This window comes from Streptococcus oralis (genome assembly GCF_019929365.1).
GTDB classification, from domain to species: Bacteria; Bacillota; Bacilli; order Lactobacillales; family Streptococcaceae; genus Streptococcus; species Streptococcus oralis_BT.
In genome coordinates, this window is record NZ_JAHZPH010000004.1 from 108,746 (window position 1) to 135,590 (window position 26,845).

The window sequence follows — 26,845 nt, forward strand, 5'->3', positions numbered from 1 at the left end:
GGATAGGCTACCTATTTGTAAAAACTGGTCTTTTCTTCCAAACTTCTACGATATTCTTCCTCATAGTCGTAGAGAGGAGTTGGGTAGTCGCCGTCAAAGTAAGCGACACAGAGACCGCCATTTGGCGCATCCGTTTCGATGCCGATAGAATTAATCAAGCCATCAATCGAAAGATAGGTCAGACTATCCGCACCAATGATTTGACAGGTTTCTTCGACCGTATGATTAGCCGCAATCAGCTCCTGACGCGTCTGGATATCAATCCCGTAAAAACATGGATAAGCTAGCGCAGGACTGCCAATAGCAACGTGAACCTCGGACGCACCTGCTTCTTTCAAAAGCTGAACGATGCGGCGAGAGGTTGTCCCACGAACAATGGAATCATCAATCATCACCACACGTTTGCCTTTGACAACACCCGAAACGGCAGACAGTTTCATCCGTACCCCTTGCTCCCGCAATTCTTGAGTCGGTTGGATAAAGGTGCGTTGCGTGTATTGGTTCTTGATGAGACCCATTTCATTTGGCAGACCAGACTCCTCCGCAAATCCCATAGCTGCGCTGAGTGAGGAATTTGGCACACCGACCACGATATCCGCTTCGTGCTTAAATTCACGCGCCAATTGAGCCCCCATACGTTTGCGAGCTGTATGGACGTTAACACCATGGATATTAGAGTCAGGACGAGCAAAGTAGATATACTCCATAGAGCAGATCGCGAGCTGTGTATCATCTGTATAGCTATCATACTGGATGCCCTTATCATCAATGATCACAATCTCTCCAGGCTTCAAATCTCGAATCCACTCAGCACCAATAACTTCAAAAGCACAGGTTTCGGAGGAAACCACTACCGCTCCGTTGGTCATTTTCCCAATCGAAAGCGGACGGAAGCCATTAGGGTCAAGCGCCGCAATCAACTTGTCCTCAAAAAGCAAGATATAAGCAAAGCCACCTTTGACAAGACTGAGCGCTTCCTTGATTTTGCCCATCAAACTAGGATTGTGACTCCGACGAATGAGATGAGCCAAGATTTCCGAGTCCGAAGTTGAACTGAAAATTGCTCCTCTTTGTTCCAATTCTTTCTTGAGCGATTCGGCATTGGTCAAGTTTCCGTTGTGAGCCAGCCCAAACTGCATATCATGAAAGCGAAAGAGGAAGGGCTGGATGTTATCCACAGAAGCTTCGCCAGCAGTCGCGTAACGCACATGGCCAATCGCGCTCGTTCCAGTTAGTTTATCCAAATTAGCTGGATTTCTGAACACTTCTGATAAGAGCCCCATATCGCGATGGCGCTTCAATTGTCCTTGATCATTGGAGAGAATTCCTGCCCCTTCCTGACCACGGTGCTGAAGACTGTGGAGCCCAAAATAGGCCATTTTCGCAGCATCTGGATGTCCCCAGATACCGAAAACACCACATTCTTCATTAAGAGATTTTACTTCGTATGTCATTTTTTATACCTATATTATATTTACATTATAGCCCACTTTTCTAAAAGAAAATTAGGAATTTCATCTGGATCGACTCTCTTATAACTATCAACTCCTACATACTGACCCAAATTAGGTTCACCGAAAAGTTCTTGACTAAGTAACACAAGCTTCTCATTTGTTCTAATTTTTTCTTTAATTTTTGGGCTAAAGTAATAGTTTTCAGCATAAGCAAATATTAAATAATTAAGAAATTCCAGTTTCTTCAATCGAGGGCTACTATTAAATTGACTTTTTAGAGATTTATATTTCCTATCCCTTTTATGATAAAAAGCTAGCACCATCGTCTTTTCTTTTAATGGTAAAATGGCTAGATGCAACTTCTGAATACGATTATTTTTTGAATGGTTACTCGTATCATTCACTGGATATCCATACATATCTCTAATCAACGTTAATGAGCCTTGAAACGCTATCGGTATCTTATAGGGGAGCACCTCATGAAAAATAATTTGATATGCTCCTCTAAGATTGTTTTCAATAGCAGTTTTATGGAGTAAAATTTCATTTTGAAAATCTTCAATATCATAATCAAAAGAATTATGAAGATCCTTTATTTTTTGAGATGTATTCTCTAATGTCTTACTAGAAGCCTCAGGTATTCTTAAGTATAAAGCTTTCTTAATCGTATTATCAGACATTAATTTTTCAAAATGGTATTTTTCCTCCCTCCTTCTAACTAGTTCTAAAAGGAAATTTTTCAATGCCATTTGTGGCAACATTTTATCGCTAGGATAAGACATGAGATTCATTTCATTTTCATATTCCTGAAAATAAAACAAATCGCATTTACGACAGATAATTTGTATCGTTCCCGAATTGTTCACTCCCTTATCATTATCTGACAGATCGCTCCCTATTAAATAACCAGCTTGAGTCAACATGCCAGAATCAGAAATATTTTTTAACGATAACTGTGGAATGGTGTGAGAGTTACAAAAACTTGTAGTATCTTTATCACAAATCAAACACTTTCTTGGCTTTAAGTCCTCCTTCATTACTCTCATCTCTCTAGATAATGATTTTTTCAATTGAATCTTTTTTTCAACATCAGGTATGTCAATTAATTTATTCAAATACTCCACAAACTTTCATTTTACTTCTCAAAACACACCAATCGCCCTAGTAATATCTAGTCTTATTTTCCAGTAAAGTATTTAACCGCCGATGCGAACAGGTGCTGGTCCTTATTTCCTGGGATATTTTGGAAAAGACCGTCTTCATAACGTTCTGAGTGTCCCATTTTACCGATGATTTGACCATTCTTGCTGGTAATTCCTTCGATGGCATTTAACGAACCATTCGGATTGTACTTAGAATCCATACTTGGTTTGCCGTCAAAGTCAACGTATTGGCTGAAAATTTGTCCATTATCACGGAGCTCAGCAAATTCCTCGGCCGTCACAACAAACTTCCCTTCACCGTGCGACACTGGGATGGCATGGATATCACCCACTTGCACGCCAGTCAACCATGGCGAATTGGTATTGGCAATCCGAGTTTCCACCATCTTGGCCACGTGCTGGTTGGCATCATTGTAGAAGAGGGTTGGGCTAGTACTGCTGGCATCCTCAAAGTTTCCGTATGGAAGAAGACCTGATTTGACCAAGGCCTGGAATCCATTACAGATACCGATAATCAAGCCACCACGAGCAATAAAGCTATCAATTGCTGTACGTACTTTTTCATTGAGCAAGATGTTGACGATAAACTTAGCTGATCCATCTGGTTCGTCCGCAGCCGAGAAGCCACCTGCAAAGAAAAGGATGTTAGCCTTGCCGATGTTGTCAACCATGGTTTCAACTGACTTGACAATAGCTTCTTCATTCAAGGTCACGAATGGCACCAAGTTGACTTCTGCACCTTCTTTTTCGAAAGCTTTTGCTGAGTCATATTCCGAGTTGGTTCCTGGGAAGACTGGGATGTAAACCACAGGTTTTTCAATAGTTTCCTTAGCTTTGATGACTGCGGTAGAAGCGACAGCTGGAACTTCTGCTAGTTCTTTAGATTGGGTAAATTCTGTTGGGTAAACTTCTTCTAATTTTCCTTGGAAGGCACTGTCAAGTTTCTGTCCATCTAGCTTCACACCGTTGACAACGAGTGTAAAGTCTGCGCTTGTTTGCCCAATCTTCTCTACTCCAGCAATTTCTTCAGGAGATGTGAAGACAAATCCACCTAATTGAGCTGTCAAAGAACTTTCAAGTTCAGGCAAGATTACCTCTGCACCGATATGGTTCCCAAAGGTAGCAAGAGCCAAGCTTTCAAGGACACCTCCGTATTTGACAGCTGATGCAGATGTTACTTTGTGGCCAGCTTGGATGGCTTCAAATTGAGCAAAATTAGACTTAATCAAGTCAAAATCAATCTCTGCGGAGAGGGCTTGACCTGGGATGTAGTAGATGTTTTCACCAGCAGTCTTGAACTCAGGAGAAAGCACCTTACGGCTATCTGCTGTTGTCACCCCAAAGGCAACCAAGGTTGGTGGTACGGTTAATTCCTCAAAGGTACCAGACATAGAGTCCTTCCCACCGATAGATGGCAAGCCAAGTTGGATTTGTGCTTCGATAGAGCCTAGGAGAGCTGCTACTGGCTGACCAAAGCGCTCAGCTTGTTTGTCCATGCGCTCAAAGTACTCTTGGTAAGAGAAGCGAGCCTTAGGCCAGTTGGCACCAACAGCCACCAAACGAGCAGTCGCTTCGACTACTGCATAGGCAGCACCGTGATATGGAGACCATTCTGCTACATAAGGGTTAAATCCTTGAGCCATGACTGACGCAGTATGAGTTACACCGTGTTGAACTGGCAATTTTTGCACAGATGCCTCAGTTGGAGTGAGTTGGTAGCGACCACCAAGTGGGTGGTTGACAGTGGAACGACCGACCGAACAGTCAAAGATAGTTTGTAAGCCTTTTTGACTCGCATGGTTGAGATCAGATAGAACCGCAAGGGTATCAGCTTCAAGTGTGTTAGTGCTTGTTGTTCGATCTTCTGGAAGCTTGACATCCTTGTCTACCACCTTTGCATCAACGACTACGCGCACGCCGTTTGTATCCAGGAAACGACGTTCCAAGTCGACAATGATTTCGCTATTCCAGTGCATGACAAGATTTGGTTTTTCAGTCACTTTTGCCACAACAACAGCGTCAATATTTTCTTTGTTACATTCCGCAACGAAGGCATCTACGTCTTCAGGACGCACCACAACTGCCATCCGCTCTTGTGATTCAGAAATGGCAATTTCTGTACCGTTCAAGCCTTGGTATTTAAGAGGAACCTTGTTGAGGTCAATTTCAAGACCGTCTGCCAATTCACCGATAGCCACACAGACACCACCAGCACCAAAGTCATTGGACTTCTTGATGAGACGAGTGACATCTCCATTACGGAAAAGACGTTGAATCTTGCGTTCTTCGATGGCATTCCCTTTTTGAACCTCAGCACCAGCAGTCTCTACAGACTCAACTGTTTGAACCTTAGAAGACCCTGTCGCACCACCAACACCATCACGGCCGGTCTTGCCTCCAAGGAGGATAATCACATCGCCCGCTTCCGGTTTTTCACGGACTACATTGCCCTTTGGAGCAGCACCGACAACGGCACCAAGCTCCATACGTTTAGCTACAAAGCCTGGGTGGAAGTATTCACGAACGTAAGTCGTTGCCAGACCAATTTGGTTACCATACGAAGAATAACCATGAGCCGCTGTTTTCGAAATGACTTGTTGTGGCAATTTACCAGCACGCGTTTCCGAAATCGGAGCCGTAATATCACCCGCACCAGAGATACGCATGGCTTGGTAAACGTAAGATCGGCCTGACAACGGGTCACGAATGGCGCCACCAATACAAGTAGCCGCGCCACCAAATGGCTCAATTTCCGTTGGGTGGTTGTGGGTTTCGTTTTTGAACATAAGAAGCCAAGGTTCCTTGACACCATCAACGTCCACTTCGATTTCAACCGAGCATGCATTGATTTCGTCAGACACTTCCATATCGTCCAAACGACCATTAGCACGCTCATAACGACCAAAAATAGTCGCCATATCCATCAAGGTTTGTGGCTTTTCAGACCGACCTAGTTCCTCACGCATGGCAATATACTTGTCATAAGTCGCTTGCAATTGCTTTTGGAATTTAGAAGCTGAGAAATCAATGTGTTTCAACTCGGTCTCAAAAGTCGTGTGACGGCAGTGGTCAGACCAATAAGTGTCCAAAACCTTGAGCTCTGTTTCCGTCGGCACGCGCCCGATTGACTTGAAGTAGTCTTGGATAAAGAGCAAATCGTCCACTTCCATGGCCATTCCTTGTTCGGCCTTGTAGCGAGCAAAGTCGTCTGCCGTATAGTTTTCAAAGAAAGTCAATTTGGGAATAGTCTTGTCTGACTCAGAAAATTCCTGCTTGGCAATCCCTGTCGTGATGTCCTTGAAACGAGAATCAACTGGATTGAGCAGGTAGTTCTTGACTGCTTCTAACTCAGTCGCATCAATATCTTTATTAACCAAGTAAAGTTGAGCTGTGTTGACCGTCACATCACTTGAACTTCCCAGTAAAAGCAAAGCTTCCTGTGAAGAAGCTGCACGTTGGTCAAACTGCCCCGGAAGGCTTTCAATGGCAAAGAAAGCATAGTTAGCAAGATCCGCTTGCACGGCTAATTCATCCAAGACATGGTCTGTTACCTGCTCAGAGAAGATGTGCTTCTCTGCAGATGCAAACAAGTCCTCTGCCAAATCAAAGACATCATAAACCTGCACAATGCGAATACTTTTCAAAGTTGAAAGCCTCAAGTTGTGTTGGAGTTCTCTTACCAAACTCTCTGACTTGACCTGAAAATCAGCCTTTTTCTCAACAAAAATACGTTTATTCATCAATTCTTATTCCTTTATTTCAGCTCTTGCAAACAGATTATTTCAATTCCTGCAACTTTTCCCAGACAATCTCGTAAACATCAGTCAATTCACCCAAGCCACGGCGGAAAACATCCTTGTCCATGTGGTTGCCATCCGCATCCCACAAACGGCAGTTATCTGGTGAAAATTCGTCTGCCAAGATAATCTTACCATCCTTGTCAAAACCGAACTCTAGCTTAAAGTCAATCAATTTAAGTCCAATCTCAGCAAACCAAGCCTTCAAAAGTTCATTGATACGACGCGTTTCTTCCTTCAAGTAAGCAATCTGCTGGTCATCCGCAATTTTAAGGAATTTCACATGCTCGTCATTGATAAATGGATCATCCAAATCATCATTTTTATAATAAAATTCGACAATCGGAGTCTCAAATGCGATACCTTCTTCTACGCCAAAACGTTTTGAAAATGATCCAGCCGTGTAGTTGCGAAGCACAACCTCCAAAGGAATGATCTCAACTTTTTTATTGAGTTGTTCCGTATCTGAAAGCTTCTCCACAAAGTGAGTCGCTACACCAGCAGCATTTAATTTCTCAAAAATAAAAGATGAAATCTGATTATTTAAAACTCCCTTGCCCGCAATCTGCTCCTTCTTGACACCGTTGAAGGCAGTTGCCTGGTCCTTGTAAGTTGAAATAATGAGATTTTCATCCTCAGTTGTATAGATATCCTTGGCTTTTCCCGAATAGATCAATTCTTTTGACATTTTAAAGTTCGCCTTTCGTATTTCTTTACTTCATTCTACTACAAAATAACAAAAATAGCAATAATTTGCGAACGACGGCGAAGATACCTCTTTTTAATATTAAGAAAAACTGTAAAATCAAAACATTTTACAGTTTTAAAAGTATAATCTTGCGTTAAAAACAAACATTATTCTCTGTTCAAAAATTGATCTAAGTAGTATCGCAGATAACTTTTCTTTCCTGTGATTAGTGTCAAACGTCCTTCTGAACCGTAGCGAAGCTCTTCTGCTTGTTCAGGAGTCAGACTTGTCTCCGCCTCTATTTTAAAGAAATTGCCCTTTTCAGTCTTGGTAGCTGTCGCATCAATATTCGTAATCGCAGAAACAAGAACGAGCTCTTTGTTGGCATCCTTGGTTGTAGTAAAGCGAACAGAATCACCTACTTTGAGCCTTGCAACATCTTTTGAACTAAGATAAGCTGTGAGTTTGGTTTTTCCTTCCTTTTCCAAGGATGGATAGAGTTGAGCTAGTAGGGTTCCTTCTGCGACCATGGTAGAATCACTGGTCTCAGGATTGAGGTGAAGCACCCCATCCTCGCTTGCTGTGATTTTCCCCTTGTCCAGCAGACCTCCTTGGACTTTCTTACCCGACTCTGCTTCTAAAATTTTCTGATCTAGAAGGGTTAATTCCTGACCGACTTTGACCAAGTGCTGGGACTTGAGCGATTCCAGCTGACTAGCCAGTCCCGTTGCGTAGGCTTGTTGAGCTCCAGAACCTGCATACTGCACACGATAAGTAGCTAAACTAGACTCTAGCTGGGCAATTTGTGCATCCACTTGCGCAATAGCCTGCGATTTAGCTTGCGGATCTTCTCCAGTTTGATTTTTATGGGTCTGGTAAAAAGAGTAGGCTGGATTCTGACTATCCAGTTGATCTCCCTTTTCAATCGCTGACTTAGCTGTTTTGTAGTCTCGGATTTTATCCTCTGTTTGGCTGATAAGATTGCCAAGCTCGGCCTGGCTCTGACTTGCTGCCGCATTCTGCGAGGAGATGCTGGCATTTTGCTGCGAAACATTGCTCCTAAGACTACTAGCTTGGCTGAGATAGTCTCGAAACATCTCCTGGTATCCAAACTTATCCGCCTCTGGAAATTGATCAGTCCCTTCTTTCAAACTGGATTGCAAATAACCCAACTGCTTTTTTTGATCCTTTAACATCTCCAACTGATTGGCGTATGCTTCAGCTTGAACAGCTTCCGCCCCTTGCTGGTACTGAACGAGTAGATCCCCCTGCTTGACCAACTTGTTCTCTTCCAGATAATTTGCCACAATCCGTTGATTGCTAGTCGACTGGATGTTGGCAATGATCCGACTAGGTTCGACAGTGGCTCTGGTAGACAAACTAATCTCCTTCTCTGCAAAGACTGCAAATCCTAGCAGAAACACGAGCAGAAGCGACATAGGTAAAATCACGCGACTGGAAAAATTATGGTAACGACGATGGTAAAACTCCGCACTTTCTAAAAATTCTGGTTTCATCTTCTCCTCTTTCTAGCTATTCACCAAATGGGCGTAAAAACCATCTCGAGCCAGCAAATCAGCATGATTGCCTTCTTCGACAATCTTACCCTGATCCAAGACAACAACCTTCTCTGTCCGCTCAGCAATGGTCAAGCGGTGGGCGATGAAAATCAGGGTCTTGTCTAAAGCCATGAGATTATCGACAATTCGCTTCTCCGTCAAAATATCCAGACTGCTAGTCGCCTCGTCCAAGATCAAGACAGGTGCATCCGTCAAGAGAGCACGCGCCAGAGCGATTCTCTGCCGTTGCCCACCAGAAATTCCAGCCCCATCCGAAGTTAATTCTGTCTGATAATTCAGTGGCATGCGCTGGATATCCTCTCGAATCTCGGCCAATTCGACTGCTCGCAGAACATCCTCCTGTGTCGTCCCTTCTTTGGCTCCAAGGAGAAGATTCTCCAAAATCGTTCCGTTAAAGACATAGGGTTGTTGAGGCAAATAGTTGATATACTGGCGCAGGGCCTTTTTATCAATCTGATTGAGATTGACACCACCCAGACTAATCTCCCCCTGACTTGGGTCGTAAAAATTAACCATCATCTTGGCCAAAGTTGTCTTGCCTGATCCTGAAATTCCCACGAAAGCCACTTTAGAACCTTGCGGGATGGTCAAATTGATATCCGACAAGACGTCACGACCATAGCCATACTTGTAGTGAACTTGCTTGAAGGTCATTTCTCCCTTCATCATGCTCAAATCTTCTACCGTTTTCTTCTCCTCAAACTCCGAAGCTACCAGATAAACCTCATTTAGACGGTTATTGGCGACCTGTGCTGTCTGAAGCTTGGTTTGCAGGTTGATGATATTTTCCAAAGGATTGGTAAAGTAAACAAGCAAAGTATTATAGGTAATCAGCTGGCCCAAACTCATTTTCCCATCCATGACGAGAATAGCTCCCATCCAGAGAACGGCAACATTGAGCAGGAGCTGAGCAACTTTTTTCAGTGCCTTTTGCTGGCTTTCTGCCCGACTGTAGGTAAAGGATTTTTTCAGATAAGTTACAAATTCCTTATCAATCTTTTGATAGCGTGAACTTTCACTGGTTAAAGACTTAATGGTCTCAATACCGTTGATGTCCTCGATGATAGAAGAAGACAGAACCGCATTAGCTTCCATGGTATCACGATTCATCTTTTCAAACGGCTTCATAAAGGCAAAGATAATCACTGTATAGATGGGAAGCGCAAGTAGACTAATGAAAAAGAGTATCATATTTTGTGAAAACAAGACAAGCGAGATAATCAAAATCGTTGACACATCCAAAAAGATCGACAGAATGGTCGACGCCAGCGCATCGATGATACTGTTAGCATCTGTAAAACGAGATACGATTTCTCCTGTACGACGTGTCGCGAAAAAGGACATCGGCAGGTGAAAAACATGCTTGATATAGGACAAAATCACGTCAATCGACAAGCGTTGCCCAAGGATTAGTAGGAGGTATTCCTGCGCGTAGGACAAGATCTGCTGGAGAATATAGACGATGACCAGTCCTATTGAGATAATGCCCAAGGTCGAACGCATCTGGTCTGGTACGTAACTGTCAATGATAGACTGCAGATAATAAGAGCCCACGATATTAATCAGGGTTACCAAGAGTGTTGCCAAAACGATATTAGCAATCAAACCCCGCTGTTTGAGCAAGATTGGCAAGAAGGATAGGAGCCCCTGTTTTTTCTCCTTATGAGGTTTATAGTCTGGAGATGGCGCCATAAAGAGACTGACCCCTGTCCACTCTTGCGCAAATCGCTCACGGGAAATCTTGGTCAGCTTGACACCAGGATCTGGATCAGCGATATGGATGGTCTTCTTATCCTGACCTGTCACCACATAGTAGTGGAGCAATTTCCCTTCCTTGAGCACATGGGCTACAAAAGGAAAAGTCAAATCAGGCAAATCAAAGAGCGTCATATCCGCCTTGATAGCCCGCGTTTCAAAACCAAGCTCCTCTGCCACCTTTACAAGACCCAAAGCAGTCGTCCCATCCATGGTCGTCTTGGCCAACTCTCGTAGATGAGCCAAGGAGTAATAACTACCGTAGTAGCCAAAGACCATGGCTAATGAAGCTACACCGCAGTCCATCTGATCCACCTGAGGGCGATAGTGTCTTTTCCCAAATTTCATATCTATCTCCTTTTTTCTAACAATCTCTTAAAAACTTTGTAAGATCATTTTAACCAAACGAAGAAGAAATCGGAAAATTATTTCTGAAAAAACAATATTCATACCTGAACAGCACTTTTTGCCAAAGAAAATAGGCAGAACAAGTGTCCTGCCTAAATCATTCAATTACAGAGATTTCTTACCTTTCCCACTTCTTTTGTGAATTGTGTATAAAACGATAAACGAAAACACAGGGGGCACCAGATAACTACTTTCACTCATTGTTACCTGGAAACCAAGAGTTGCTAGTATCGTAAAGACGAAAATATTCATTAAAAATAGAAAAACAAATACAATAAAGGATTTTAAAATCTTATTCATTTCAGTCCTCATTCTTTTCTTTATCCATTCTTTTCTGGATGATATGATATTTTACCGCTATGTAAATAATTAAAAGAAGTATAGGATAAGAAAACAGGTCTGAAACTTCCATGAAATTTACACTATACTTTCCTGGTAATAGCTTATAGTCCATTAAAACTTGAAGGATAGAAAGTACAATGCGTACTAGTAGAATCCCCCCTAATAAAATCAATTCTTTTTTAACATACGAATACCTTCCTCACTAAATACAGATTATGGTTCATTGGTCTAACACCTCAACATTCTCCAAGATTACCCTTCTACTGGAGCTACAGAGATCAGACTCATGTTGTCACTACCTGTCATCTTTTTCTTCACTTCTATAAAGTAAGATGAAGGTCATCAAGAATAATGAAATCGTAGGTATATCAAAATATTCAAACCATGTAGGTAGATTTGTTTTGTTTACATCAGCTACGATTCTAATAATTAGATAAGCCATCGAGCTACATAATACAGTGGTCTCTGGCCAAGCTTTTTGTAGCAATTGAGCGACTTTCATCCCAAACTCCAATCTGATGGTCCATCAACTTCCAATCTTGCTTTCTTTTGTTTTGTACTTGTATCCTACATAAAACAGACCAAGCAGAATTGGATATGTTTCTGGGTAAAACAAGGTATTGATCGGATTTTTCAAAATCAAATACGTTGCGATATAGATAATGAGCGATACGATAAAATACCCCTCAGCAAATCCTAATAAGAATTTTTTCATGGTAGACTCCTATTTACCTGATAAGAAAGGCGGAAAAACTCCGCCATTTACATATGCAAAATCCTTTTGATTCAGATTGATCATTTATAGTTTTGATTATTTTTCGTCAAATCCTTACAAAAAATACCAAAATAGCCTGAGGCAAGCAAACCAACTACAGTCCACTGCCAATTAAAGGATACTAATGAACCTGTACGAATCACATGAAGCGCAAGATTAAGAGCTATTGCCAACAAAGGAAGTATAGTGGCTAGTTTAGGTAACAATGTATTGAGATTAAGGTTGTGATTCATAATTGATTTCCTTACATACTTTATCCCAAATTTTTAGTTTAGCGTCTACTTCCTAGATAACGCCCATACATATAAGAAGCTACTCCTAATACACCCCAAGCTATTGCTGTGGAAGTAGTAACAATGAAGCCTCCCTCAGTAAGAGCCAAATCTTCTTCTGTCATAATATCGAATTTTTCATCCATTTTTTTCATTTTTCTCTCTCCTTTTTAAATAATACTGGCTAATCCAATAGCTACTCCAACCAAAAACCCTACTATTCCTGAAGCTGATATAATAATTACTGAAAATTCTTCTGAAATCTTCATTTATTTCTCCATTTTTTATTGGTAGTAACTAAAAGATGACTATTCAATAGTATTTGCCACACACTAACAATAGTTCTCTTTAAACCTTGTTTTTGCTTGAATCCAAATAACTCATCATTAAAATAAGGATCGGAATCCATAATTCCGAGACTACATACTGATCAACTTTAAAGGTAATTACATTTAAATCACCTAGCACACAGAGTACTCCAAAAATGATTAAAAGCACGCCTATTAAATTTTTTCGATTTTTCATACCTAATCACTTTTTATCCAAACCTACGTTTTAAATCTTGCCCGATTAATCTACCGCCAAGGAAAATAGTCACTCCAATACCAATAGTAGCTATTGTGATCACGCCTCCATCAGTATTCATCAATTCGTCTTCTGTCAACTCTGTCCAATTATTTAAATTATTCATATTCATTTTATCCTCCTATTATCACATAAAGTATCCCCAAGCAATACCGCCAATAAGTAAGATGCCTCCTACTACCACAGCAGTAACAGAACCCCCATCCACATCCATTAACTCTTCTTCCGTGAGAGCTACAAAGTTTTGTTCCATTTTGTCAAAATTTGTCATCTTTTTTCTCCTTTATTTCTATTTTTTGGTTTACGACTTCTAGCTCTTAAACCATTTTAAAAATCAGATTGGATAAATTACTGAAATCTTTTCTCCCTTCCTGTTCATTTATTTTAAATACCATTTGATAAACCATGGCAATAAGATTGGTAAATACATCGCGTAGTCTCCTTCCTTTCCTTCTTACCTATCTATTCGAAAAATAATTCGAAAATGAACAACTGTTTCATTTTTATTTTAAAAACCACTTAATGAACCATGGATAAAAACCGGTCACATACATAAACGTTCCTCCTTTTTCTTTCTCATATCTTTATTCGCAATTTCTACTAAAAGTTTCTCTTTTTTCTGCAAACAAAAAAACAACATGACTTGCATGTTGTTTTTTGCTATATCTTACCTTTAATAGTTCCGACCACATCTGCCACACTTTGTAGTTGATCAATTTCCTCATCACTGATCTCGATACCAAATTCATCTTCTAGCGTTAGGACGAACTCCATCAAGTCCACTGAGTCCGCATCTAGATCGTCTTTCAAACTCAAGGCCTCTGTTACGACAAAGTCCTCTCCCTGTCGCTCTTGGATAATGGTTACAATACGGTCAAAAATTTCTTTTTCTGTCATCTTTTTATTCTCCTGAAAATTCACGCGCAGTCTGAGCAACTACGTCTGTTTCGAGCATGGTACGAATCTGGCGAATCGTACTGTACACAGCCTTGGCATCGCTTGAGCCATGGGTCTTAACAACAGGTGCTTTGACACCAAACAAGACTGCCCCACCAACATCTGAATAGTTAAGCTGTGTTTTCAAACCTCTAAGGCTATCCTTAAGAAGAAGAGCACCTAGTTTCGCTCGAAGGCCGCCACCTGTGATAGCTGTCTTAAGCAAGCCCATGATTCCCATAGCGGTCCCTTCGATGGATTTGAGAACAGCGTTTCCCGTGAAACCATCTGTTACGACAACATCCGCAACGCCATTCATCAAATCACGCGCTTCCACGTTTCCGACAAAATTCAAGCTTTCATCCGCTGCTAGCAAGGCGTAGGTTTCCTTACGAAGAGGATCACCCTTGCTACTTTCTGTTCCATTATTGAGCAAACCAACACGTGGTTTCGAAATCCCACGAACATTTTTCGCGTAAAAGGAACCCAAAACAGCGTATTGGTGCAGATGATGAGCTGTATTTTCTGCATTGGCTCCAAGGTCTAGCATGTCAAAGCCCTTGCCATCAATGGTCGGTAAGGTCGACATGAGTCCAGGACGGTCGATATTCTTGATACGACCTACAATGAAGAATCCTGCAGCCAACAAGGCACCTGTATTCCCAGCCGAGAGGACAGCGTCTGCCTCTCCTTCTTTGACTGCCTTAGCCGCTAATACCATACTGGCATTTTTCTTCTTACGAATAGCTTTTGTTGGCTCATCGTCTGAGTTGATTTTCTCATCCGTATGGATAATGCTGACACGCTCTGTCGCCGTTAGATATTGCTTGATCTTGCTTTCATCTCCATAGAGTTGAACCTCAATATCCGAAAAGTCAGCTAGGGCTTGGTTGACACCCTCAACGATGGCTTGAGGTGCGTAATCGCCCCCCATAGCATCTACTGCAATTTTTTTCATTTATCTTCCTCTTTTAGTAATTGTCCCCAGTCCGCTAGGGAATCAATAAATTTCTTTGATTTTAGGTGAATCCCAACGTACTCTTCGTAGAGTTGATCCATAAACTTTCGTAAGTCTTGCTTGATTTCGGTCTTGAGCGAAATAGTCTCCAAGGTTTCAAAATCAATGGCTTGAAATTGATTGAGCAGATAAGGGATATTAGGATTTAGATGGCAACGTCTCTCATCTTCATGATAATGCTCTGGGCAAAGGCAGGCTCCATATTTGAAAGAAAAGTCAAAGGCCTGACCGACCCGATGGCAAAAGACACACTCATTAAAATTAAGGCTAATCCCAAATCGGATCAAGATTTGAATTTCAAAAATATTGGTTAAAACCTGATAATCTATCCCTGCTTCCATCAACTCCAGAGTCTTCCTCAAGAAAGCAAACAAGGGAGCATCCTGCTGATTATCCTGCAAACTAGCATCTGCAAGAGCTGCTACGTAGGTCGCATAAGCCATGACAAAGAGATCACTATTAATCTTGGGAAAGGTCATGACCTCATGATAGTCCTCAATATAGCTAAGCCCGTCATCATTGATTCGCAAGAGAAATCGTGCCAACACCAAGGGCTGAATAACCGGAGCTAGTTTGGACTGACCAGCGTGTTTGACGAAAAACATGCGCTTACCAGCCTGCTCGGTAAAAATCTTGACTAACTTGTCATCCTCACGAAAATTACGATTGTAGAGTACGAGACCTTGACTCGTGATAGACTGAATCATGCTTCTCTCATGTACTCCTCAAGTCGTTTCATGGCCTCTCTAATCGTTTCCATGCTGGCTGCATAAGACAGACGCACATAGCCTTCTCCGTAACGTCCAAAGGCTGCACCAGGGATAAAGGCAACGGCCTTCTTCTGAGCAAAATCCTTCAGAAAGGCAAAGGAATCTTGATTGTAGCCCGCTGGAATCTTAGCAAAGATATAAAAGGCACCGTCTGGTTTGATAATCTCAAAACCAAGAGCTGTCATCTTTTCGATGATATAATCTCGACGCTGAATGTATTCCTTCTTCATAGGCTCTGCGTCGTTTTTACCAGCGGTCAAAGCCTCCACCGCAGCATGTTGAGCCATAGTGTTTGCGGCAGTTACCAAATATTGGTGACTCTTGATTAACTGAGCTGTGAAAGCTGCAGGAGCAAAGATAAAGCCTAAACGCCAACCAGTCATAGCATGCGATTTAGACAAGCCATTAATAATAATAGCCTGGTCTCTCAGCATAGTTCCCAGAGATACATGGGCTTCGCCTGTATAGGTTAATTCTGAGTAGACCTCATCACAGACCACAAAAATCTCGTATTTACGTAAAACAGTAGCTAAATCTTCCAACTGCTCCCGATTATAGGTAATCCCTGTCGGATTGGCTGGATAATTAAGAATAACTGCTTTGAGCTTGTCACCTTGCTCCAAAATTGCCTTTTCCAACATTTCAGGAGTCAAGACAAAGCCATTTTCAGTTGTATCAATCTCGACAATCTCTGCCCCAACTAGATTGACAATCGGCTCATATCCTGGATAGGCAGGAGCTGGCAAGAGAACCTTGTCTCCTTCTTCTAAGATAGCTGTCAAAGTAGCAGATAAAGCCTCTGTCCCCCCAATCGTGACCAAGATTTCATTTTCAGGAGCATAGTCCAGTTGATACTTTTCCTTAACAAAGTCGCTAGCTGCCTGGCGCAAGGTCAGTAAACCGCTCATCCCTGTATAGTAGGACTGGTTCTGGTCAATGGCTCGCTTGGCTGCCTCCTTGACATGATTTGGCGTTGTAAAGTCAGGCTCTCCCAAGGTCAAACGCAAGACCCCAGGAATCTCCGAAATAGCCTGGTCAAACTGGCGAATCAAGGAAACTTGAATCTTGTCTAACCGTTTATTAAAGCGCTTGGTTAAGTCCATAGATATCCCCCTTGCTTACAGAACATAGTACTATTATACTACAAAAGCTCCCTGACCGCAAAATCCATCTGAAATCAAGAATTTTCACTTTCTATTTTACTTTTTTTCTCGACAGGACTATAATAATAAGTGCTTATTTTCGGAGGTTTATATGTCATTTTTATCAAAAAATGGGGCAGGAATCTTGGCCTGTCTTCTCATTTCTATCATTTCTTGGTTTCTAGGAGGATTTTTCCCCGTCGTGGGCGCACCTGTCTTTGCAATTTTTGCTGGAATGCTCCTCCACCCCTGGCTCTCACCCTACAAACAACTAGATGCAGGTTTGACCTTTAGTTCCAAAAAATTGCTCCAGTATGCCGTTATCTTACTTGGTTTTGGTCTCAATATCTCGCAAGTCTTCGCAGTTGGACAAACTTCACTCCCTGTCATCCTTTCCACCATTTCGATTTCCTTAATCGTCGCCTACCTCTTCCAGCGTTTTTTTGCACTAGACACAAAACTAGCTACCTTGATTGGAGTGGGATCTTCTATCTGTGGTGGCTCTGCTATTGCCGCGACAGCACCCGTTATCCATGCCAAGGAAAAAGAAGTCGCCCAAGCCATTTCCGTTATCTTTTTCTTCAATGTCTTAGCAGCACTTATCTTTCCAACGCTAGGAACCTGGCTTCACCTATCCAATGAAGGTTTTGCCCTCTTTGCAGGAACTGCAGTCAACGATACTTCTTCTGTAACGGCTACCGCCAGCTCCTGGGACAGTCTTTACCAAACCAATACCCTTGAGTCCGCAACTATTGTTAAACTCACACGCACCCTTGCCATTATTCCTATCACGCTCTTTCTCTCCTACTGGCAAAGTCACCAACAAAAAAATAGCCAGGGTTTCCAACTAAAAAAAGTCTTCCCACTTTTTATCCTTTATTTTATCCTGGCCTCTCTCTTAACGACTCTCCTTACCTCTCTCGGCGTGTCTAGTAGCTTCTTCACCCCTCTCAAACAACTCTCCAAATTCCTCATTATTATGGCCATGAGTGCTATCGGTCTCAAAACCAATCTAGTAGCTATGGTCAAATCCAGCGGTAAATCCATTCTTCTTGGAGCCCTTTGCTGGATTGCCATCATCCTTACCAGTCTTGGCATGCAGGCATTGATTGGTATTTTCTAACACAAAAGGTAGCCCATGGCTACCTTTTATTGTTCAAGAATTAAGCGTGTATGTTCTCTCTTGATACAGCGATTCATCACGATGTCATCGCATCCTCCGGCACGCAAGATTTCTTCCGCTTCTAGGCTTTCAAGTCCTAATTGCGCCCAAAAAATCTTGGCATCAGCCTTGAGAAAATCACGCGCCACATCTGGTAAAAACTCGCTCCGTCGGTATACATTGACAATATCCACAGGAAAAGGGATCTCAGCTAGACTCGCATAAGCCTTTTCTCCCAAGATTTCCCCACCTACAGCCTTGGGATTAACTGGAATGATTTTATAGCCCCGAGCCTGCATTTCCTTGGTCACTCGATTACTAGTTGTTTCCTCACGGTCAGACAAACCCACTACCGCTAACGTTTTACTAGTTATCAGATACTGACGAATCACACCATCACTTGGATTGATAAATTCTTGACTCATAGAATTCCTCCTTTTTTCTCAGTATAGCACATTTTGAAAAGGCTTGCAGATTTTGACTATAAAAATCTCCTAGCAAGAAAAGAAACTTGCTAGGAGAACTATCTATTTCAAGTGAAAGATTAAATCTTTTTCTCAATACTAAATAGAGGAGAAAGTGGACGTTTTTCGTGGATACGGATAATAGCATCGCCTAGAAGATGAGCAATAGAGATTTGTTCAATCTTATCAATCAAACGATCTTCTGGTAGGTAGATGGTATCCAAAACAACCAATTTTTTAATAGCTGATTTTTGGATATTATCCATAGCAGGGCCAGAAAGTACTGGGTGCGTACAGCTTGCGTAAACTTCAACCGCACCTGCTTCAGCAAGAGCATCCGCTGCATGACAGATGGTTCCAGCTGTATCGATCATGTCGTCAATCAAGATACAAGTCTTACCTTCTACCTTACCGATAATGTTCATCACTTCGCTGGTATTCATCTTGTCTACACTGCGACGTTTGTCAATAATCGCAATCGGAGTTTTCAAAAACTCTGCCAATTTACGAGCACGAGTCACCCCACCATGGTCTGGACTGACAACCACGTAGTCAGAGCCGACCATGCCACGACGTTCAAAATAGTCCGCAATCAATGGAGCACCCATCAAGTGATCTACAGGAATATCAAAGAATCCCTGAATCTGTGCAGCGTGCAAATCAATCGTCAACAAACGATCCACTCCAGCCACTTCTAGCATATTGGCAACGAGTTTTGAAGTGATTGGCTCACGCGCTCTTGCTTTTCTATCCTGACGTGCATAGCCATAGTAAGGCATGACAACGTTGACAGATTCTGCACTGGCACGCTTCAAGGCATCTACCATGATCAAAATCTCGAGCAGATTGTCATTTACAGGTGAGCTAGTTGATTGTAGGATAAAGACGTGTTTTCCACGGATTGATTCTTCGATGTTGACCTGAATCTCCCCATCTGAAAATTGGCGAACAGTCGATTTCCCCAACTCTATCCCAATTTCTTGCGCCACACGCTCTGCCAATTCTCTATTTGAAGAAAGGGCAAACAGCTTTAAATCAGAAAAAGACATGATTTCCTCCGGTATTTATGTATCACTTGTTTTTTACACAACATTTTCCATCTACCATTGTAGCGCTTTTTCCTTTATTTTTCAATCAAAAATAAAACAAGAGTAAACATTTATACCCTTGTTTTATACTATTTTATATTAGCTATATTAAAACTAAAAATCCTACATTTTAACAATCGATTTTATGCTAGGATGAAATTTTTTCGAGACAAAGTTAGTATACTTCTCTCATACTTCCTGTATCCACATCATAGACAGCACCTGAAATAACCACATCATCAGGAATCAGTGGAGATTCTCGAAGCAACTGCATGTCCTCTCTCACACTCTCTTCAACATCCTGGAATGGTAAAAAATCTTGATCAGACACATCAACTCCGAGCTCGTGTTTCAAATGTTCATGAAAACTTTCATTTTGAAAAGTTTGAGCTCCACAGTCTGTATGGTGAAGCACCACAATTTCTCTTGTCCCCATTTGTTGCTGGGAAATCACCAGTGAACGAATCATGTCCTCAGTTACTCGACCACCCGCATTCCTCAAGATATGGGCATCTCCAAGTGCCAGACCCAGAGCTTGCGCGACGTGTAGCCGTGAGTCCATACAGGTCACAATTGCTACTCTTGTTTTCGGCTTAAGTGGCAGATTTAATTTCCCATGAAGGGCAACATAAGCCTGATTGGCTTGCATAAACTGTTCAAAATATGACACGATTTCCCCCTTAAAAATTTGATCATCAAATATTTCTCCTATCTTATCATTTTTAAGAGGATTTGTCACGGATTATGCAAAGACCTTTTTCAAAACTTCCTGAATCGTTGTCACACCAATGATCTCAATTTCTTTGGGTGGAGTGATTCCTGTCAAGGAATTCTTGGGTACATAAATCTTGGTAAAGCCCAGTTTTGCCGCTTCATTGATGCGTTGCTCGATACGATTCACGCGTCGAATTTCTCCGGTCAAGCCCAGTTCACCCACAAAACATTCCTGAGGATTGGTAGGCTTGTCCTTGTAACTAGAGGCAATAGCCACTGCAACGGCTAAGTCAATGGCGGGCTCATCCAATTTGACCCCACCAGCAGATTTGAGATAGGCATCCTGATTTTGCAAGAGAAGCCCTGCTCGTTTTTCCAAAACAGCCATAATCAGACTCGCACGATTGAAGTCAAGACCTGTCGTAGTACGCTTGGCATTCCCAAACATGGTCGGTGTTACCAAAGCCTGGACCTCCGCCAAAATCGGACGGGTCCCTTCCATGGTCACAACGATTGACGAGCCAGTAGCCCCATCCAAACGCTCCTCTAGGAAAACTTGACTCGGATTGAGCACCTCAACCAATCCACCCGACTGCATCTCAAAAATGCCAATCTCATTAGTGGAACCAAAACGGTTTTTGACTGCCCTCAAAATACGGAAGGTATGGTGACGCTCCCCTTCAAAGTAAAGCACTGTATCCACCATATGCTCCAACATACGCGGACCCGCCAAGGTTCCTTCCTTAGTCACATGCCCTACGATAAAAATGGCAATGTTATTAGTCTTAGCCAGTTGCATAAGCTCAGCCGTCACCTCACGCACTTGAGAAACTGACCCCTGCACCCCTGAAATCTCAGGAGACATAATGGTCTGGATAGAGTCGATGATGAGAAAGTCTGGCTGAATTCTTTCTACTTCTGCGCGAACACTCTGCATATTGGTCTCGGCATAGAGATAAAACTCGCTATCGATATCTCCCAAGCGCTCTGCTCGTAACTTAATCTGCTGAGCAGACTCCTCCCCACTGACATAGAGAACGGTCCCTACTTGAGACAACTGGGTCGAGACCTGTAGGAGAAGGGTTGATTTCCCAATCCCTGGATCCCCACCGATGAGAACAAGACTTCCGGGTACTACTCCGCCTCCAAGCACACGGTTGAATTCCTCCATCTCGGTCTTTGTTCGATTGACATTGATCGAAGTCACCTCAGCCAGTTTCATGGGCTTGGTTTTCTCCCCTGTCAAGGATACACGTGCATTCTTGACCTCGGCAACCTCAACCTCTTCTACAAAAGAAGACCAAGACCCACAGTTGGGACAACGTCCCAGATATTTAGGGGAATTATACCCACAATTTTGACATACAAATGTCGCTTTTTTCTTTGCGATAATAAACCTCTTTCTAAATCTCTATCTCACACTCAATCACTTGGCAAAAATCAATCTTCTCATTTGGCACAAATTGACGTATGAGCATGTTGTGAGTTACCACTATCACGGTCTGGTAATCTCGATACTTAGCCATAGATTCTAGAAATCGAGACTTCATCTCCGTAGCTGTCTCATATTGAATAGGGCTATTAGGAAGTAACTCCCCCTTGTTTTCTAAAAACAGACATCTAGCTTTTTCGAAGTTTTCTATGCCTGCTTCATAGACCTGCCATTCGTGTAACATAGGCTCCACTCTCAAAGGAAGTCCAGTAGCACAAGAAACATAAGAAGCCGTTTCTAAAGCTCGCGTTACTGCTGAAGTCACTAGTAGGTTAGCTGATTGTAGCAAGGGATTTTGGCAAAGTTCCTGAGCTTGTTGTCGTCCCTTCTCAGATAAGGGGGCCAAATCCATCCCAAAACCTGTATAAGAACGTTCCTCTAACTCACGGTAATCTGGCTCCCCGTGACGTACAAAGATGATTTTCATCCTAGTGTCCTGTTGATCCAAAACCACCAGTCCGCACGCCGTCTGCCTCATCTCCGTCTGCGATTAAAAATGGTGCAAAGACAGCCTGAACCACACGTTCCCCAACTTCAAGAATCACTTCCTGATCAGTAATGTTTTTCATCTGCGCAAAAATATGTCCCTCATTTCCAGGATTTCCATAATAATCCCCATCAATAACGCCAACAGAGTTGATCAAGACCAGACCCTTCTTACGAGGATTTGAAGAACGGTCATAGAGATAGAGCACTTCTGTCGGCTGCATGTAAGCCTTGACACCAGTCGGAACGAGAACAATCTCTCCTGGAGCAATCACAGTGCGTTCCGCAACCTTTAAATCATAACCAGCTGCATGAGCTGTCTCACGCTTCGGTAGCAAATTTTCATCTGTAAAACTCGAAACCAATTCAAAACCACGAATTTTCATATTTTTCTCTTTTCTATAATCATTTATTCTAGGCTATTTTATCTTATTTATTCGAAAAAAGCACGAAAAAAGAGCACACAATTCACACTCGCTTAGGGCTGCTGGATTCCTCCCCTGACCCGCTTCACGCAGAACTGTTGCTCCACTGTTCATTATACCACATACCTCTCTATTTTAAAAGAGAAATTATTTTTTCCGTCTATTTCGGAAAAAGTCCTGCATAATCGCTGCACACTCATCTTCCAAAATTCCTGTTTCAACCTCTACACGATGATTGAGGCGCTCATCTGTCAAGATGTCATACAAACTTCCAGCTGCACCAAATTTCTGGTTTTTAGCCCCGTAGACTACGTTTGGAATACGGGCAAGTCCAATCGCCCCACTACACATAACACAAGGCTCAATGGTCACAAACAACGTACAATCAAGCAGACGCCAACTCTCTTCACTTGCATTCGCATTTTCTATGGCCATGATTTCTGCATGCATAACCGCCCGTTGCAACTCCTCGCGCGCATTATGCCCCCGACCAATGATTTCTCCATTCTTGACAATGACACAACCAATTGGAATTTCATCGTGTTCTAGGGCAATCTCAGCCTCTCTCAAAGCCTCTCTCATAAAAGCTTCTTTTTCTTCAACTGTATAATCCATAGCTTCTCTCTTTTCCTGCTTATCAATTCTATCATTATAGCATGTTTTCCTAGACAAAAAAAGAGCTCTATAATATTTACACTGACTAACTTTAGATAGTATTAAATCGCTGGATTATAGAAATAATGTTTTAAAAAGAGTATAATATTAGCAAAATTGATAGAAAATCAGAAATCATGAACTTAAAATAATGGAGATAACTGACATAGAAAGTTCAAGAGATGAATATACTGAAATTTATACAATAAACAATATGAAAGGGTAAATGATGAAATTAGAGTTATTACTGGATAAACCAAAATTTACCTTAATGTTTCCATATAAAAATCAATTTAATAGAGCAGGGGGACCATTCATGATATCTTTATCTGTTATGATTCTCTGGATTCTAAAGCATCTGATATCTTATAATACCGATTTTACAGACAAGATTATTATAGCAATCGTACTGATTTATGCTCCACTTCTTCTATGGTTTATGGGGTATTATCTCTTCATAAATGGAGTAAAATTAGAAGTTCATAAAAACAATACTGTTCAGTATTATACCTATAGTAGCAGAGGCCTCAGCGTATTACATTATCAATTTAAACTTCAAGATATCGAACAAATAACCATTAAAAAGCGTCCCTTTAATTGTGCAAAGTTAACCATGAAAATTAGAAATCCTATTTTTTTAGAAGGATATGAGAAAAATCTAAATAAGTTAATAAGTGTCAGTATCATCACAGATAAACTGAAAGCAGATGTTTTTATGCACGAAATGAACCAAATTCAAAATGACAAATCAGGAAACCAAGTTATCAAATAAGCTAATTTACAAAAAATTTAGTTTTATCTAACTTATAAATTCTAAAGAAAATAGTTCACTGAAGAGGCTGGGATCAAAAATCCCAACCTCATTTTTGCTTAGTTGTACACCTATAATTTATTAGTAGATTGAACTGTTTGTTGGTATTTTAGAATTCAAAAAGCTACTTTTACCAAAACTTCTTTTCTCCATTCACAACATTAACCAATTTACTCAAACGTTGAAATCTTACAGATATAGGTTTACCAAATCGAGACTTGGTCTAGAGATTTCTATCCCACTGTTTTTTTTCTTTATCTTAAAAAGTCATGTAGAAGCCTATATAGGACTTATGAACTAAAAAAGCCACCGAATGCGGTGACTTAATAGGGAGATTATTATGAAAAAGAAAAGTTTAGGATATTTGTTACAACAAGTTAGGAGGTTTTCTTGTAACTATCTATAGTATACCCGCCCTCTCTTAAACTAATCTTAAAAATCTCCTATGACCAAACACTTTCTAAAATATTGGTTTGTTCACGACCAGGACCTACTGAGAAAGTAGAAATACGAACGCCAACCAATTCACTCACACGACGAACATAGTTACGCGCATTCTCAGGAAGATCTTCCAAATTACGAACTCCTGTGATGTCTTCTGACCACCCTGGCAATTCTTCGTAGATAGGTTTGCAACGTTTTAATTGTTCAAGACTAGCTGGGTAGTGGTCGATACGTTGACCATCGAGATCATAGGCCACACAGATTTTCACAGTATCCAAACCGCTCAAAACATCGATAGAGTTCAATGAAAGATTGGTAATACCAGATACACGACGGCTGTGACGCATCACAACTGAGTCAAACCAACCCACACGACGTGGACGACCAGTTGTTGTACCGTATTCATGACCTACTTCACGAATGCGATCTCCCACTTCATCAAACAACTCAGTTGGGAAAGGTCCATCTCCTACACGACTTGTGTAGGCTTTACATACACCTACAACCTTGTCAATCTTACTTGGACCAACACCAGAACCAATTGTCACACCACCAGCGACAGGGTTTGAAGAAGTAACAAATGGATAAGTACCTTGGTCAATGTCCAACATGACACCTTGTGCACCTTCAAAAAGTACACGTTTACCGTTATCAAGTGCATCATTCAAGATAACAGATGTATCTGTCACATACTGCTTGATTTGTTGGCCATACTCATAGTACTCTTCAAAAATATCATCAATTGAAATAGGGGTACTGTCATACAATTTTTCAAACAGACGATTCTTTTCCGCAAGATTGCGTTCTAAACGCTCACGAAAAATGTCTTTATCCAAAAGATCCGCAATACGAATTCCAACACGAGCAGCTTTGTCCATATATGCTGGACCGATTCCCTTGATTGTAGTACCAATCTTATTGTCACCCTTAGCCTCTTCTTGCAAGCGATCCAACTCAATATGGTAAGGCAAAATAACATGCGCACGGTCCGAAATGCGCAAATTATCTGTTGTCACACCTTCACCATGAAGATAAGTCAACTCTTTTACTAGAGATTTAGGGTTTACAACCATTCCGTTCCCAATAACTGAAATTTTTTCAGGGAAGAAAATTCCAGATGGAATCAAGTGCAACTTAAATTTCTTTCCATCAATCACAATGGTGTGACCAGCATTATCACCACCTTGATAACGAGCAATTACCTCTGCATTAGCTGAAAGAAAATCTGTAATTTTCCCTTTACCTTCATCGCCCCATTGGGTACCTACAACAACAACTGAAGTCATAATCTTGTCTGAGCCGCTAGGCTCTTCCTTTCTCATATACATGGCAGGAGTCTCACCTGCAATTATATCTTACAATTTATTATAAGAAAAAAAGACCATTTTATCAAGAAGAAACACTGGAAAAGATTTGGAATTTCTGTAAATAACAAAATTCAAAACCTTAAAAATTAAACAAAATCCTACAAAATATAAAATTAATACAGATTATTGTTCGTGATAAATGATATATATGAACCTCACTAGTTTAGAGTAGTACCTTCTAGCAAGAATTTATCTAGATACAAGCGATAGGCCGTCTGAAAATGATATAAACAAAACTCTTTATCGCTTTTAATTCTAAATCTTATCAAATAATAAAGTAAAAAACGAAGATGAAGTGATTCCCACTCAGCAGAACTCTGGCATAAAGAAGCATATTCTTGTTCAACTAGTTTCAAAAAGACAAATGCTCGTTCATAAAACATAAAATTTTTGAAGCATATAAAAAATCCCTTTCTTATTATTAACACTAGTTTAACAGAAAAACGAACTAAAGAAGCTTCAAATCCTATAAAAGAAGAATTTAAAGCTAAACGAACTAAAAATAAAATATAAAGGTAATTATAGATGCCAAAATTAAGTTTTGAATTTTGAGAAGTTTACTTCATTTATAAAATCATAACTACCCGTCTAACGGGTGGTTTGCACCAGGGTTATAAGCCCAAATTACCAGCCAGCGCCTAAAGACGCTGGATAATTTCTTTAATCTTGAATATATTTCTTAATTGTGGCTTCATTAAGTCCCACTGTACTCACATAATAACCTTCTGCCCAGAAATGCCGATTCCCAAACTTGTACTTGAGGTTGGCGTGTTTATCAAACATCATGAGTGCACTTTTGCCTTGGTAGAATACTTACTAACATATGTACATGATCAGGCATCAAGTGACCTTCGATAATTTCAACACCTTTATAACTGCACAAACGATGAAATATTTCGCCTAAACTACTTCGATATTGATTATAGATCACTTTTCGTCTATACTTAGGGGTGAACACAATGTGATACTTACAGTGCCACTTTGTGTGTGATAAACTATGTGCCTTTTGTGCCATATTTTTCTCCTTTCGCTTTACAATTGGCTTGAACACCT

Annotated in this window: 28 protein-coding genes, 1 other RNA gene and 1 pseudogene; 2 read left to right on the top strand and 28 right to left on the bottom strand. The window is 41.2% G+C overall.

Features of this window, described 5'->3' with window-relative positions:
• Positions 1–11 precede the first annotated feature (11 nt).
• The 17 genes from purF to K1I53_RS06875 all read right to left on the bottom strand — a co-directional run bounded on the left by purF (position 12) and on the right by K1I53_RS06875 (position 16,646).
• Entirely contained in the window at positions 12–1,454 is a 1,443-nt protein-coding gene (gene purF / locus K1I53_RS06795) for an amidophosphoribosyltransferase (RefSeq protein ID WP_223328836.1), read from the bottom strand.
• Positions 1,455–1,474: 20 nt separating this feature from the next.
• The gene (locus K1I53_RS06800; protein WP_223328837.1) at positions 1,475–2,578 is read right to left on the bottom strand and encodes a hypothetical protein; all 1,104 of its coding nucleotides are present in this window, start codon (positions 2,576–2,578) and stop codon (positions 1,475–1,477) included.
• Between the two features lie 53 nt (positions 2,579–2,631).
• Positions 2,632–6,357, bottom strand: a complete 3,726-nt coding sequence (locus K1I53_RS06805; RefSeq protein WP_223328838.1) for a phosphoribosylformylglycinamidine synthase — start codon at positions 6,355–6,357, stop codon at positions 2,632–2,634.
• Between the two features lie 37 nt (positions 6,358–6,394).
• On the bottom strand, positions 6,395–7,102 hold the full coding sequence (purC, locus tag K1I53_RS06810) for a phosphoribosylaminoimidazolesuccinocarboxamide synthase (RefSeq protein ID WP_125454061.1): 708 nt from the start codon (positions 7,100–7,102) through the stop codon (positions 6,395–6,397).
• Between the two features lie 167 nt (positions 7,103–7,269).
• Positions 7,270–8,619 carry a competence pheromone export protein ComB gene (comB, locus tag K1I53_RS06815; RefSeq protein WP_223328839.1) on the bottom strand — a complete coding sequence of 450 codons (1,350 nt, stop codon included), beginning with the start codon at positions 8,617–8,619 and terminating at the stop codon, positions 7,270–7,272.
• A gap of 12 nt (positions 8,620–8,631) precedes the next feature.
• Entirely contained in the window at positions 8,632–10,785 is a 2,154-nt protein-coding gene (gene comA, locus K1I53_RS06820) for a peptide cleavage/export ABC transporter ComA (protein WP_223328840.1), read from the bottom strand.
• 165 nt (positions 10,786–10,950) lie between these two features.
• Positions 10,951–11,145, bottom strand: coding sequence for a hypothetical protein (locus tag K1I53_RS06825; RefSeq protein WP_223328841.1), 195 nt, complete (start codon positions 11,143–11,145; stop codon positions 10,951–10,953).
• A gap of 337 nt (positions 11,146–11,482) precedes the next feature.
• On the bottom strand, positions 11,483–11,689 hold the full coding sequence (locus K1I53_RS06830; RefSeq protein WP_223328842.1) for a bacteriocin immunity protein: 207 nt from the start codon (positions 11,687–11,689) through the stop codon (positions 11,483–11,485).
• A 24-nt stretch (positions 11,690–11,713) separates the two neighbouring features.
• Positions 11,714–11,902: a hypothetical protein gene (locus K1I53_RS06835; RefSeq protein ID WP_223328843.1), complete on the bottom strand. Its 189-nt coding sequence runs from the start codon at positions 11,900–11,902 to the stop codon at positions 11,714–11,716.
• An 80-nt stretch (positions 11,903–11,982) separates the two neighbouring features.
• Positions 11,983–12,195: a bacteriocin immunity protein gene (locus tag K1I53_RS06840; RefSeq protein ID WP_223328844.1), complete on the bottom strand. Its 213-nt coding sequence runs from the start codon at positions 12,193–12,195 to the stop codon at positions 11,983–11,985.
• 38 nt (positions 12,196–12,233) lie between these two features.
• Complete coding sequence (locus tag K1I53_RS06845; protein ID WP_223328845.1) at positions 12,234–12,389, bottom strand: hypothetical protein; 156 nt, start codon at positions 12,387–12,389, stop codon at positions 12,234–12,236.
• Between the two features lie 383 nt (positions 12,390–12,772).
• Positions 12,773–12,931, bottom strand: a complete 159-nt coding sequence (locus tag K1I53_RS06850; RefSeq protein ID WP_038804301.1) for a class IIb bacteriocin, lactobin A/cerein 7B family — start codon at positions 12,929–12,931, stop codon at positions 12,773–12,775.
• Positions 12,932–12,946: 15 nt separating this feature from the next.
• The gene (locus tag K1I53_RS06855; RefSeq protein ID WP_000180822.1) at positions 12,947–13,090 is read right to left on the bottom strand and encodes a class IIb bacteriocin, lactobin A/cerein 7B family; all 144 of its coding nucleotides are present in this window, start codon (positions 13,088–13,090) and stop codon (positions 12,947–12,949) included.
• Between the two features lie 389 nt (positions 13,091–13,479).
• Positions 13,480–13,716, bottom strand: a complete 237-nt coding sequence (locus K1I53_RS06860) for an acyl carrier protein (RefSeq protein ID WP_038806549.1) — start codon at positions 13,714–13,716, stop codon at positions 13,480–13,482.
• A gap of 4 nt (positions 13,717–13,720) precedes the next feature.
• Positions 13,721–14,713 carry a phosphate acyltransferase PlsX gene (gene plsX, locus K1I53_RS06865; RefSeq protein ID WP_223328846.1) on the bottom strand — a complete coding sequence of 331 codons (993 nt, stop codon included), beginning with the start codon at positions 14,711–14,713 and terminating at the stop codon, positions 13,721–13,723.
• Positions 14,710–15,480, bottom strand: coding sequence for a DNA repair protein RecO (gene recO, locus K1I53_RS06870; protein ID WP_223328847.1), 771 nt, complete (start codon positions 15,478–15,480; stop codon positions 14,710–14,712). Before recO ends, plsX begins: the two co-directional genes overlap by 4 nt.
• Positions 15,477–16,646 (bottom strand): pyridoxal phosphate-dependent aminotransferase, encoded by a 1,170-nt coding sequence (locus tag K1I53_RS06875; protein ID WP_223328848.1) that lies wholly within the window; start codon positions 16,644–16,646, stop codon positions 15,477–15,479. Before K1I53_RS06875 ends, recO begins: the two co-directional genes overlap by 4 nt.
• A 151-nt stretch (positions 16,647–16,797) precedes the next feature.
• Here K1I53_RS06875 and K1I53_RS06880 point away from each other — a divergent pair, with 151 nt between their 5' ends.
• Positions 16,798–17,808, top strand: a complete 1,011-nt coding sequence (locus tag K1I53_RS06880) for a YeiH family protein (RefSeq protein ID WP_223328849.1) — start codon at positions 16,798–16,800, stop codon at positions 17,806–17,808.
• A 26-nt stretch (positions 17,809–17,834) separates the two neighbouring features.
• Here K1I53_RS06880 and K1I53_RS06885 read toward each other — a convergent pair whose 3' ends face one another.
• The 8 genes from K1I53_RS06885 to tadA all read right to left on the bottom strand — a co-directional run bounded on the left by K1I53_RS06885 (position 17,835) and on the right by tadA (position 23,131).
• Complete coding sequence (locus tag K1I53_RS06885) at positions 17,835–18,272, bottom strand: CoA-binding protein (protein ID WP_223328850.1); 438 nt, start codon at positions 18,270–18,272, stop codon at positions 17,835–17,837.
• Between the two features lie 119 nt (positions 18,273–18,391).
• A complete protein-coding gene (locus K1I53_RS06890) occupies positions 18,392–19,360 on the bottom strand; it encodes a ribose-phosphate diphosphokinase (protein ID WP_223328851.1) in 969 nt (322 codons plus the stop codon).
• A 214-nt stretch (positions 19,361–19,574) separates the two neighbouring features.
• Positions 19,575–20,069: a beta-class carbonic anhydrase gene (locus K1I53_RS06895; RefSeq protein ID WP_004246703.1), complete on the bottom strand. Its 495-nt coding sequence runs from the start codon at positions 20,067–20,069 to the stop codon at positions 19,575–19,577.
• Positions 20,070–20,141: 72 nt separating this feature from the next.
• Positions 20,142–21,503 (bottom strand): DNA repair protein RadA, encoded by a 1,362-nt coding sequence (radA, locus tag K1I53_RS06900; RefSeq protein ID WP_080641272.1) that lies wholly within the window; start codon positions 21,501–21,503, stop codon positions 20,142–20,144.
• Between the two features lie 13 nt (positions 21,504–21,516).
• Positions 21,517–22,032: a histidine phosphatase family protein gene (locus K1I53_RS06905; RefSeq protein WP_185755598.1), complete on the bottom strand. Its 516-nt coding sequence runs from the start codon at positions 22,030–22,032 to the stop codon at positions 21,517–21,519.
• A 1-nt stretch (position 22,033) separates the two neighbouring features.
• Positions 22,034–22,477 (bottom strand): dUTP diphosphatase, encoded by a 444-nt coding sequence (locus tag K1I53_RS06910; protein ID WP_000701979.1) that lies wholly within the window; start codon positions 22,475–22,477, stop codon positions 22,034–22,036.
• Positions 22,478–22,531: 54 nt separating this feature from the next.
• An RNA gene (gene ffs / locus K1I53_RS06915) (signal recognition particle sRNA small type) lies at positions 22,532–22,631 on the bottom strand.
• A 32-nt stretch (positions 22,632–22,663) separates the two neighbouring features.
• Positions 22,664–23,131 (bottom strand): tRNA adenosine(34) deaminase TadA, encoded by a 468-nt coding sequence (tadA, locus tag K1I53_RS06920; protein WP_223328852.1) that lies wholly within the window; start codon positions 23,129–23,131, stop codon positions 22,664–22,666.
• A 265-nt stretch (positions 23,132–23,396) separates the two neighbouring features.
• Between tadA and K1I53_RS06925 the strand changes: the two genes are divergently transcribed.
• The gene (locus K1I53_RS06925) at positions 23,397–23,942 is read left to right on the top strand and encodes a hypothetical protein (protein WP_223328853.1); all 546 of its coding nucleotides are present in this window, start codon (positions 23,397–23,399) and stop codon (positions 23,940–23,942) included.
• Positions 23,943–24,424: 482 nt separating this feature from the next.
• Here the strand turns inward: K1I53_RS06925 and K1I53_RS06930 are convergent, their stop codons facing one another.
• The 3 genes and pseudogenes from K1I53_RS06930 to tnpA all read right to left on the bottom strand — a co-directional run.
• The gene (locus K1I53_RS06930) at positions 24,425–25,711 is read right to left on the bottom strand and encodes an adenylosuccinate synthase (RefSeq protein WP_223328858.1); all 1,287 of its coding nucleotides are present in this window, start codon (positions 25,709–25,711) and stop codon (positions 24,425–24,427) included.
• A gap of 239 nt (positions 25,712–25,950) precedes the next feature.
• Positions 25,951–26,175: a sigma(X)-activator ComW gene (comW, locus tag K1I53_RS06935; RefSeq protein ID WP_223328854.1), complete on the bottom strand. Its 225-nt coding sequence runs from the start codon at positions 26,173–26,175 to the stop codon at positions 25,951–25,953.
• Positions 26,176–26,455: 280 nt separating this feature from the next.
• Positions 26,456–26,807 (bottom strand): annotated as a pseudogene (tnpA, locus tag K1I53_RS06940) (IS200/IS605 family transposase); the annotation flags it as partial.
• Positions 26,808–26,845 lie beyond the last annotated feature (38 nt).

What these genes read in the sequence shown, in the direction of transcription:
- K1I53_RS06850 (WP_038804301.1), bottom strand. Translation starts at nt 12,931, where the DNA reads ATGAATATGAATAATTTAAATAATTGGACAGAGTTGACAGAAGACGAA.
- comW (WP_223328854.1), bottom strand. Translation starts at nt 26,175, where the DNA reads ATGTTTTATGAACGAGCATTTGTCTTTTTGAAACTAGTTGAACAAGAA.
- K1I53_RS06875 (WP_223328848.1), bottom strand. Translation starts at nt 16,646, where the DNA reads ATGGACTTAACCAAGCGCTTTAATAAACGGTTAGACAAGATTCAAGTT.
- K1I53_RS06860 (WP_038806549.1), bottom strand. Translation starts at nt 13,716, where the DNA reads ATGACAGAAAAAGAAATTTTTGACCGTATTGTAACCATTATCCAAGAG.
- K1I53_RS06840 (WP_223328844.1), bottom strand. Translation starts at nt 12,195, where the DNA reads ATGAATCACAACCTTAATCTCAATACATTGTTACCTAAACTAGCCACT.
- K1I53_RS06925 (WP_223328853.1), top strand. Translation starts at nt 23,397, where the DNA reads ATGATGAAATTAGAGTTATTACTGGATAAACCAAAATTTACCTTAATG.
- K1I53_RS06885 (WP_223328850.1), bottom strand. Translation starts at nt 18,272, where the DNA reads ATGAGTCAAGAATTTATCAATCCAAGTGATGGTGTGATTCGTCAGTAT.
- K1I53_RS06910 (WP_000701979.1), bottom strand. Translation starts at nt 22,477, where the DNA reads ATGAAAATTCGTGGTTTTGAATTGGTTTCGAGTTTTACAGATGAAAAT.
- K1I53_RS06880 (WP_223328849.1), top strand. Translation starts at nt 16,798, where the DNA reads ATGTCATTTTTATCAAAAAATGGGGCAGGAATCTTGGCCTGTCTTCTC.
- purF (WP_223328836.1), bottom strand. Translation starts at nt 1,454, where the DNA reads ATGACATACGAAGTAAAATCTCTTAATGAAGAATGTGGTGTTTTCGGT.
- K1I53_RS06905 (WP_185755598.1), bottom strand. Translation starts at nt 22,032, where the DNA reads ATGAAAATCATCTTTGTACGTCACGGGGAGCCAGATTACCGTGAGTTA.
- plsX (WP_223328846.1), bottom strand. Translation starts at nt 14,713, where the DNA reads ATGAAAAAAATTGCAGTAGATGCTATGGGGGGCGATTACGCACCTCAA.
- K1I53_RS06845 (WP_223328845.1), bottom strand. Translation starts at nt 12,389, where the DNA reads ATGAAAAAAATGGATGAAAAATTCGATATTATGACAGAAGAAGATTTG.
- comB (WP_223328839.1), bottom strand. Translation starts at nt 8,619, where the DNA reads ATGAAACCAGAATTTTTAGAAAGTGCGGAGTTTTACCATCGTCGTTAC.
- K1I53_RS06835 (WP_223328843.1), bottom strand. Translation starts at nt 11,902, where the DNA reads ATGAAAAAATTCTTATTAGGATTTGCTGAGGGGTATTTTATCGTATCG.
- K1I53_RS06855 (WP_000180822.1), bottom strand. Translation starts at nt 13,090, where the DNA reads ATGACAAATTTTGACAAAATGGAACAAAACTTTGTAGCTCTCACGGAA.
- K1I53_RS06825 (WP_223328841.1), bottom strand. Translation starts at nt 11,145, where the DNA reads ATGAATAAGATTTTAAAATCCTTTATTGTATTTGTTTTTCTATTTTTA.
- comA (WP_223328840.1), bottom strand. Translation starts at nt 10,785, where the DNA reads ATGAAATTTGGGAAAAGACACTATCGCCCTCAGGTGGATCAGATGGAC.
- K1I53_RS06830 (WP_223328842.1), bottom strand. Translation starts at nt 11,689, where the DNA reads ATGAAAGTCGCTCAATTGCTACAAAAAGCTTGGCCAGAGACCACTGTA.
- K1I53_RS06890 (WP_223328851.1), bottom strand. Translation starts at nt 19,360, where the DNA reads ATGTCTTTTTCTGATTTAAAGCTGTTTGCCCTTTCTTCAAATAGAGAA.
- K1I53_RS06805 (WP_223328838.1), bottom strand. Translation starts at nt 6,357, where the DNA reads ATGAATAAACGTATTTTTGTTGAGAAAAAGGCTGATTTTCAGGTCAAG.
- tadA (WP_223328852.1), bottom strand. Translation starts at nt 23,131, where the DNA reads ATGGATTATACAGTTGAAGAAAAAGAAGCTTTTATGAGAGAGGCTTTG.
- K1I53_RS06930 (WP_223328858.1), bottom strand. Translation starts at nt 25,711, where the DNA reads ATGACTTCAGTTGTTGTTGTAGGTACCCAATGGGGCGATGAAGGTAAA.
- recO (WP_223328847.1), bottom strand. Translation starts at nt 15,480, where the DNA reads ATGATTCAGTCTATCACGAGTCAAGGTCTCGTACTCTACAATCGTAAT.
- purC (WP_125454061.1), bottom strand. Translation starts at nt 7,102, where the DNA reads ATGTCAAAAGAATTGATCTATTCGGGAAAAGCCAAGGATATCTATACA.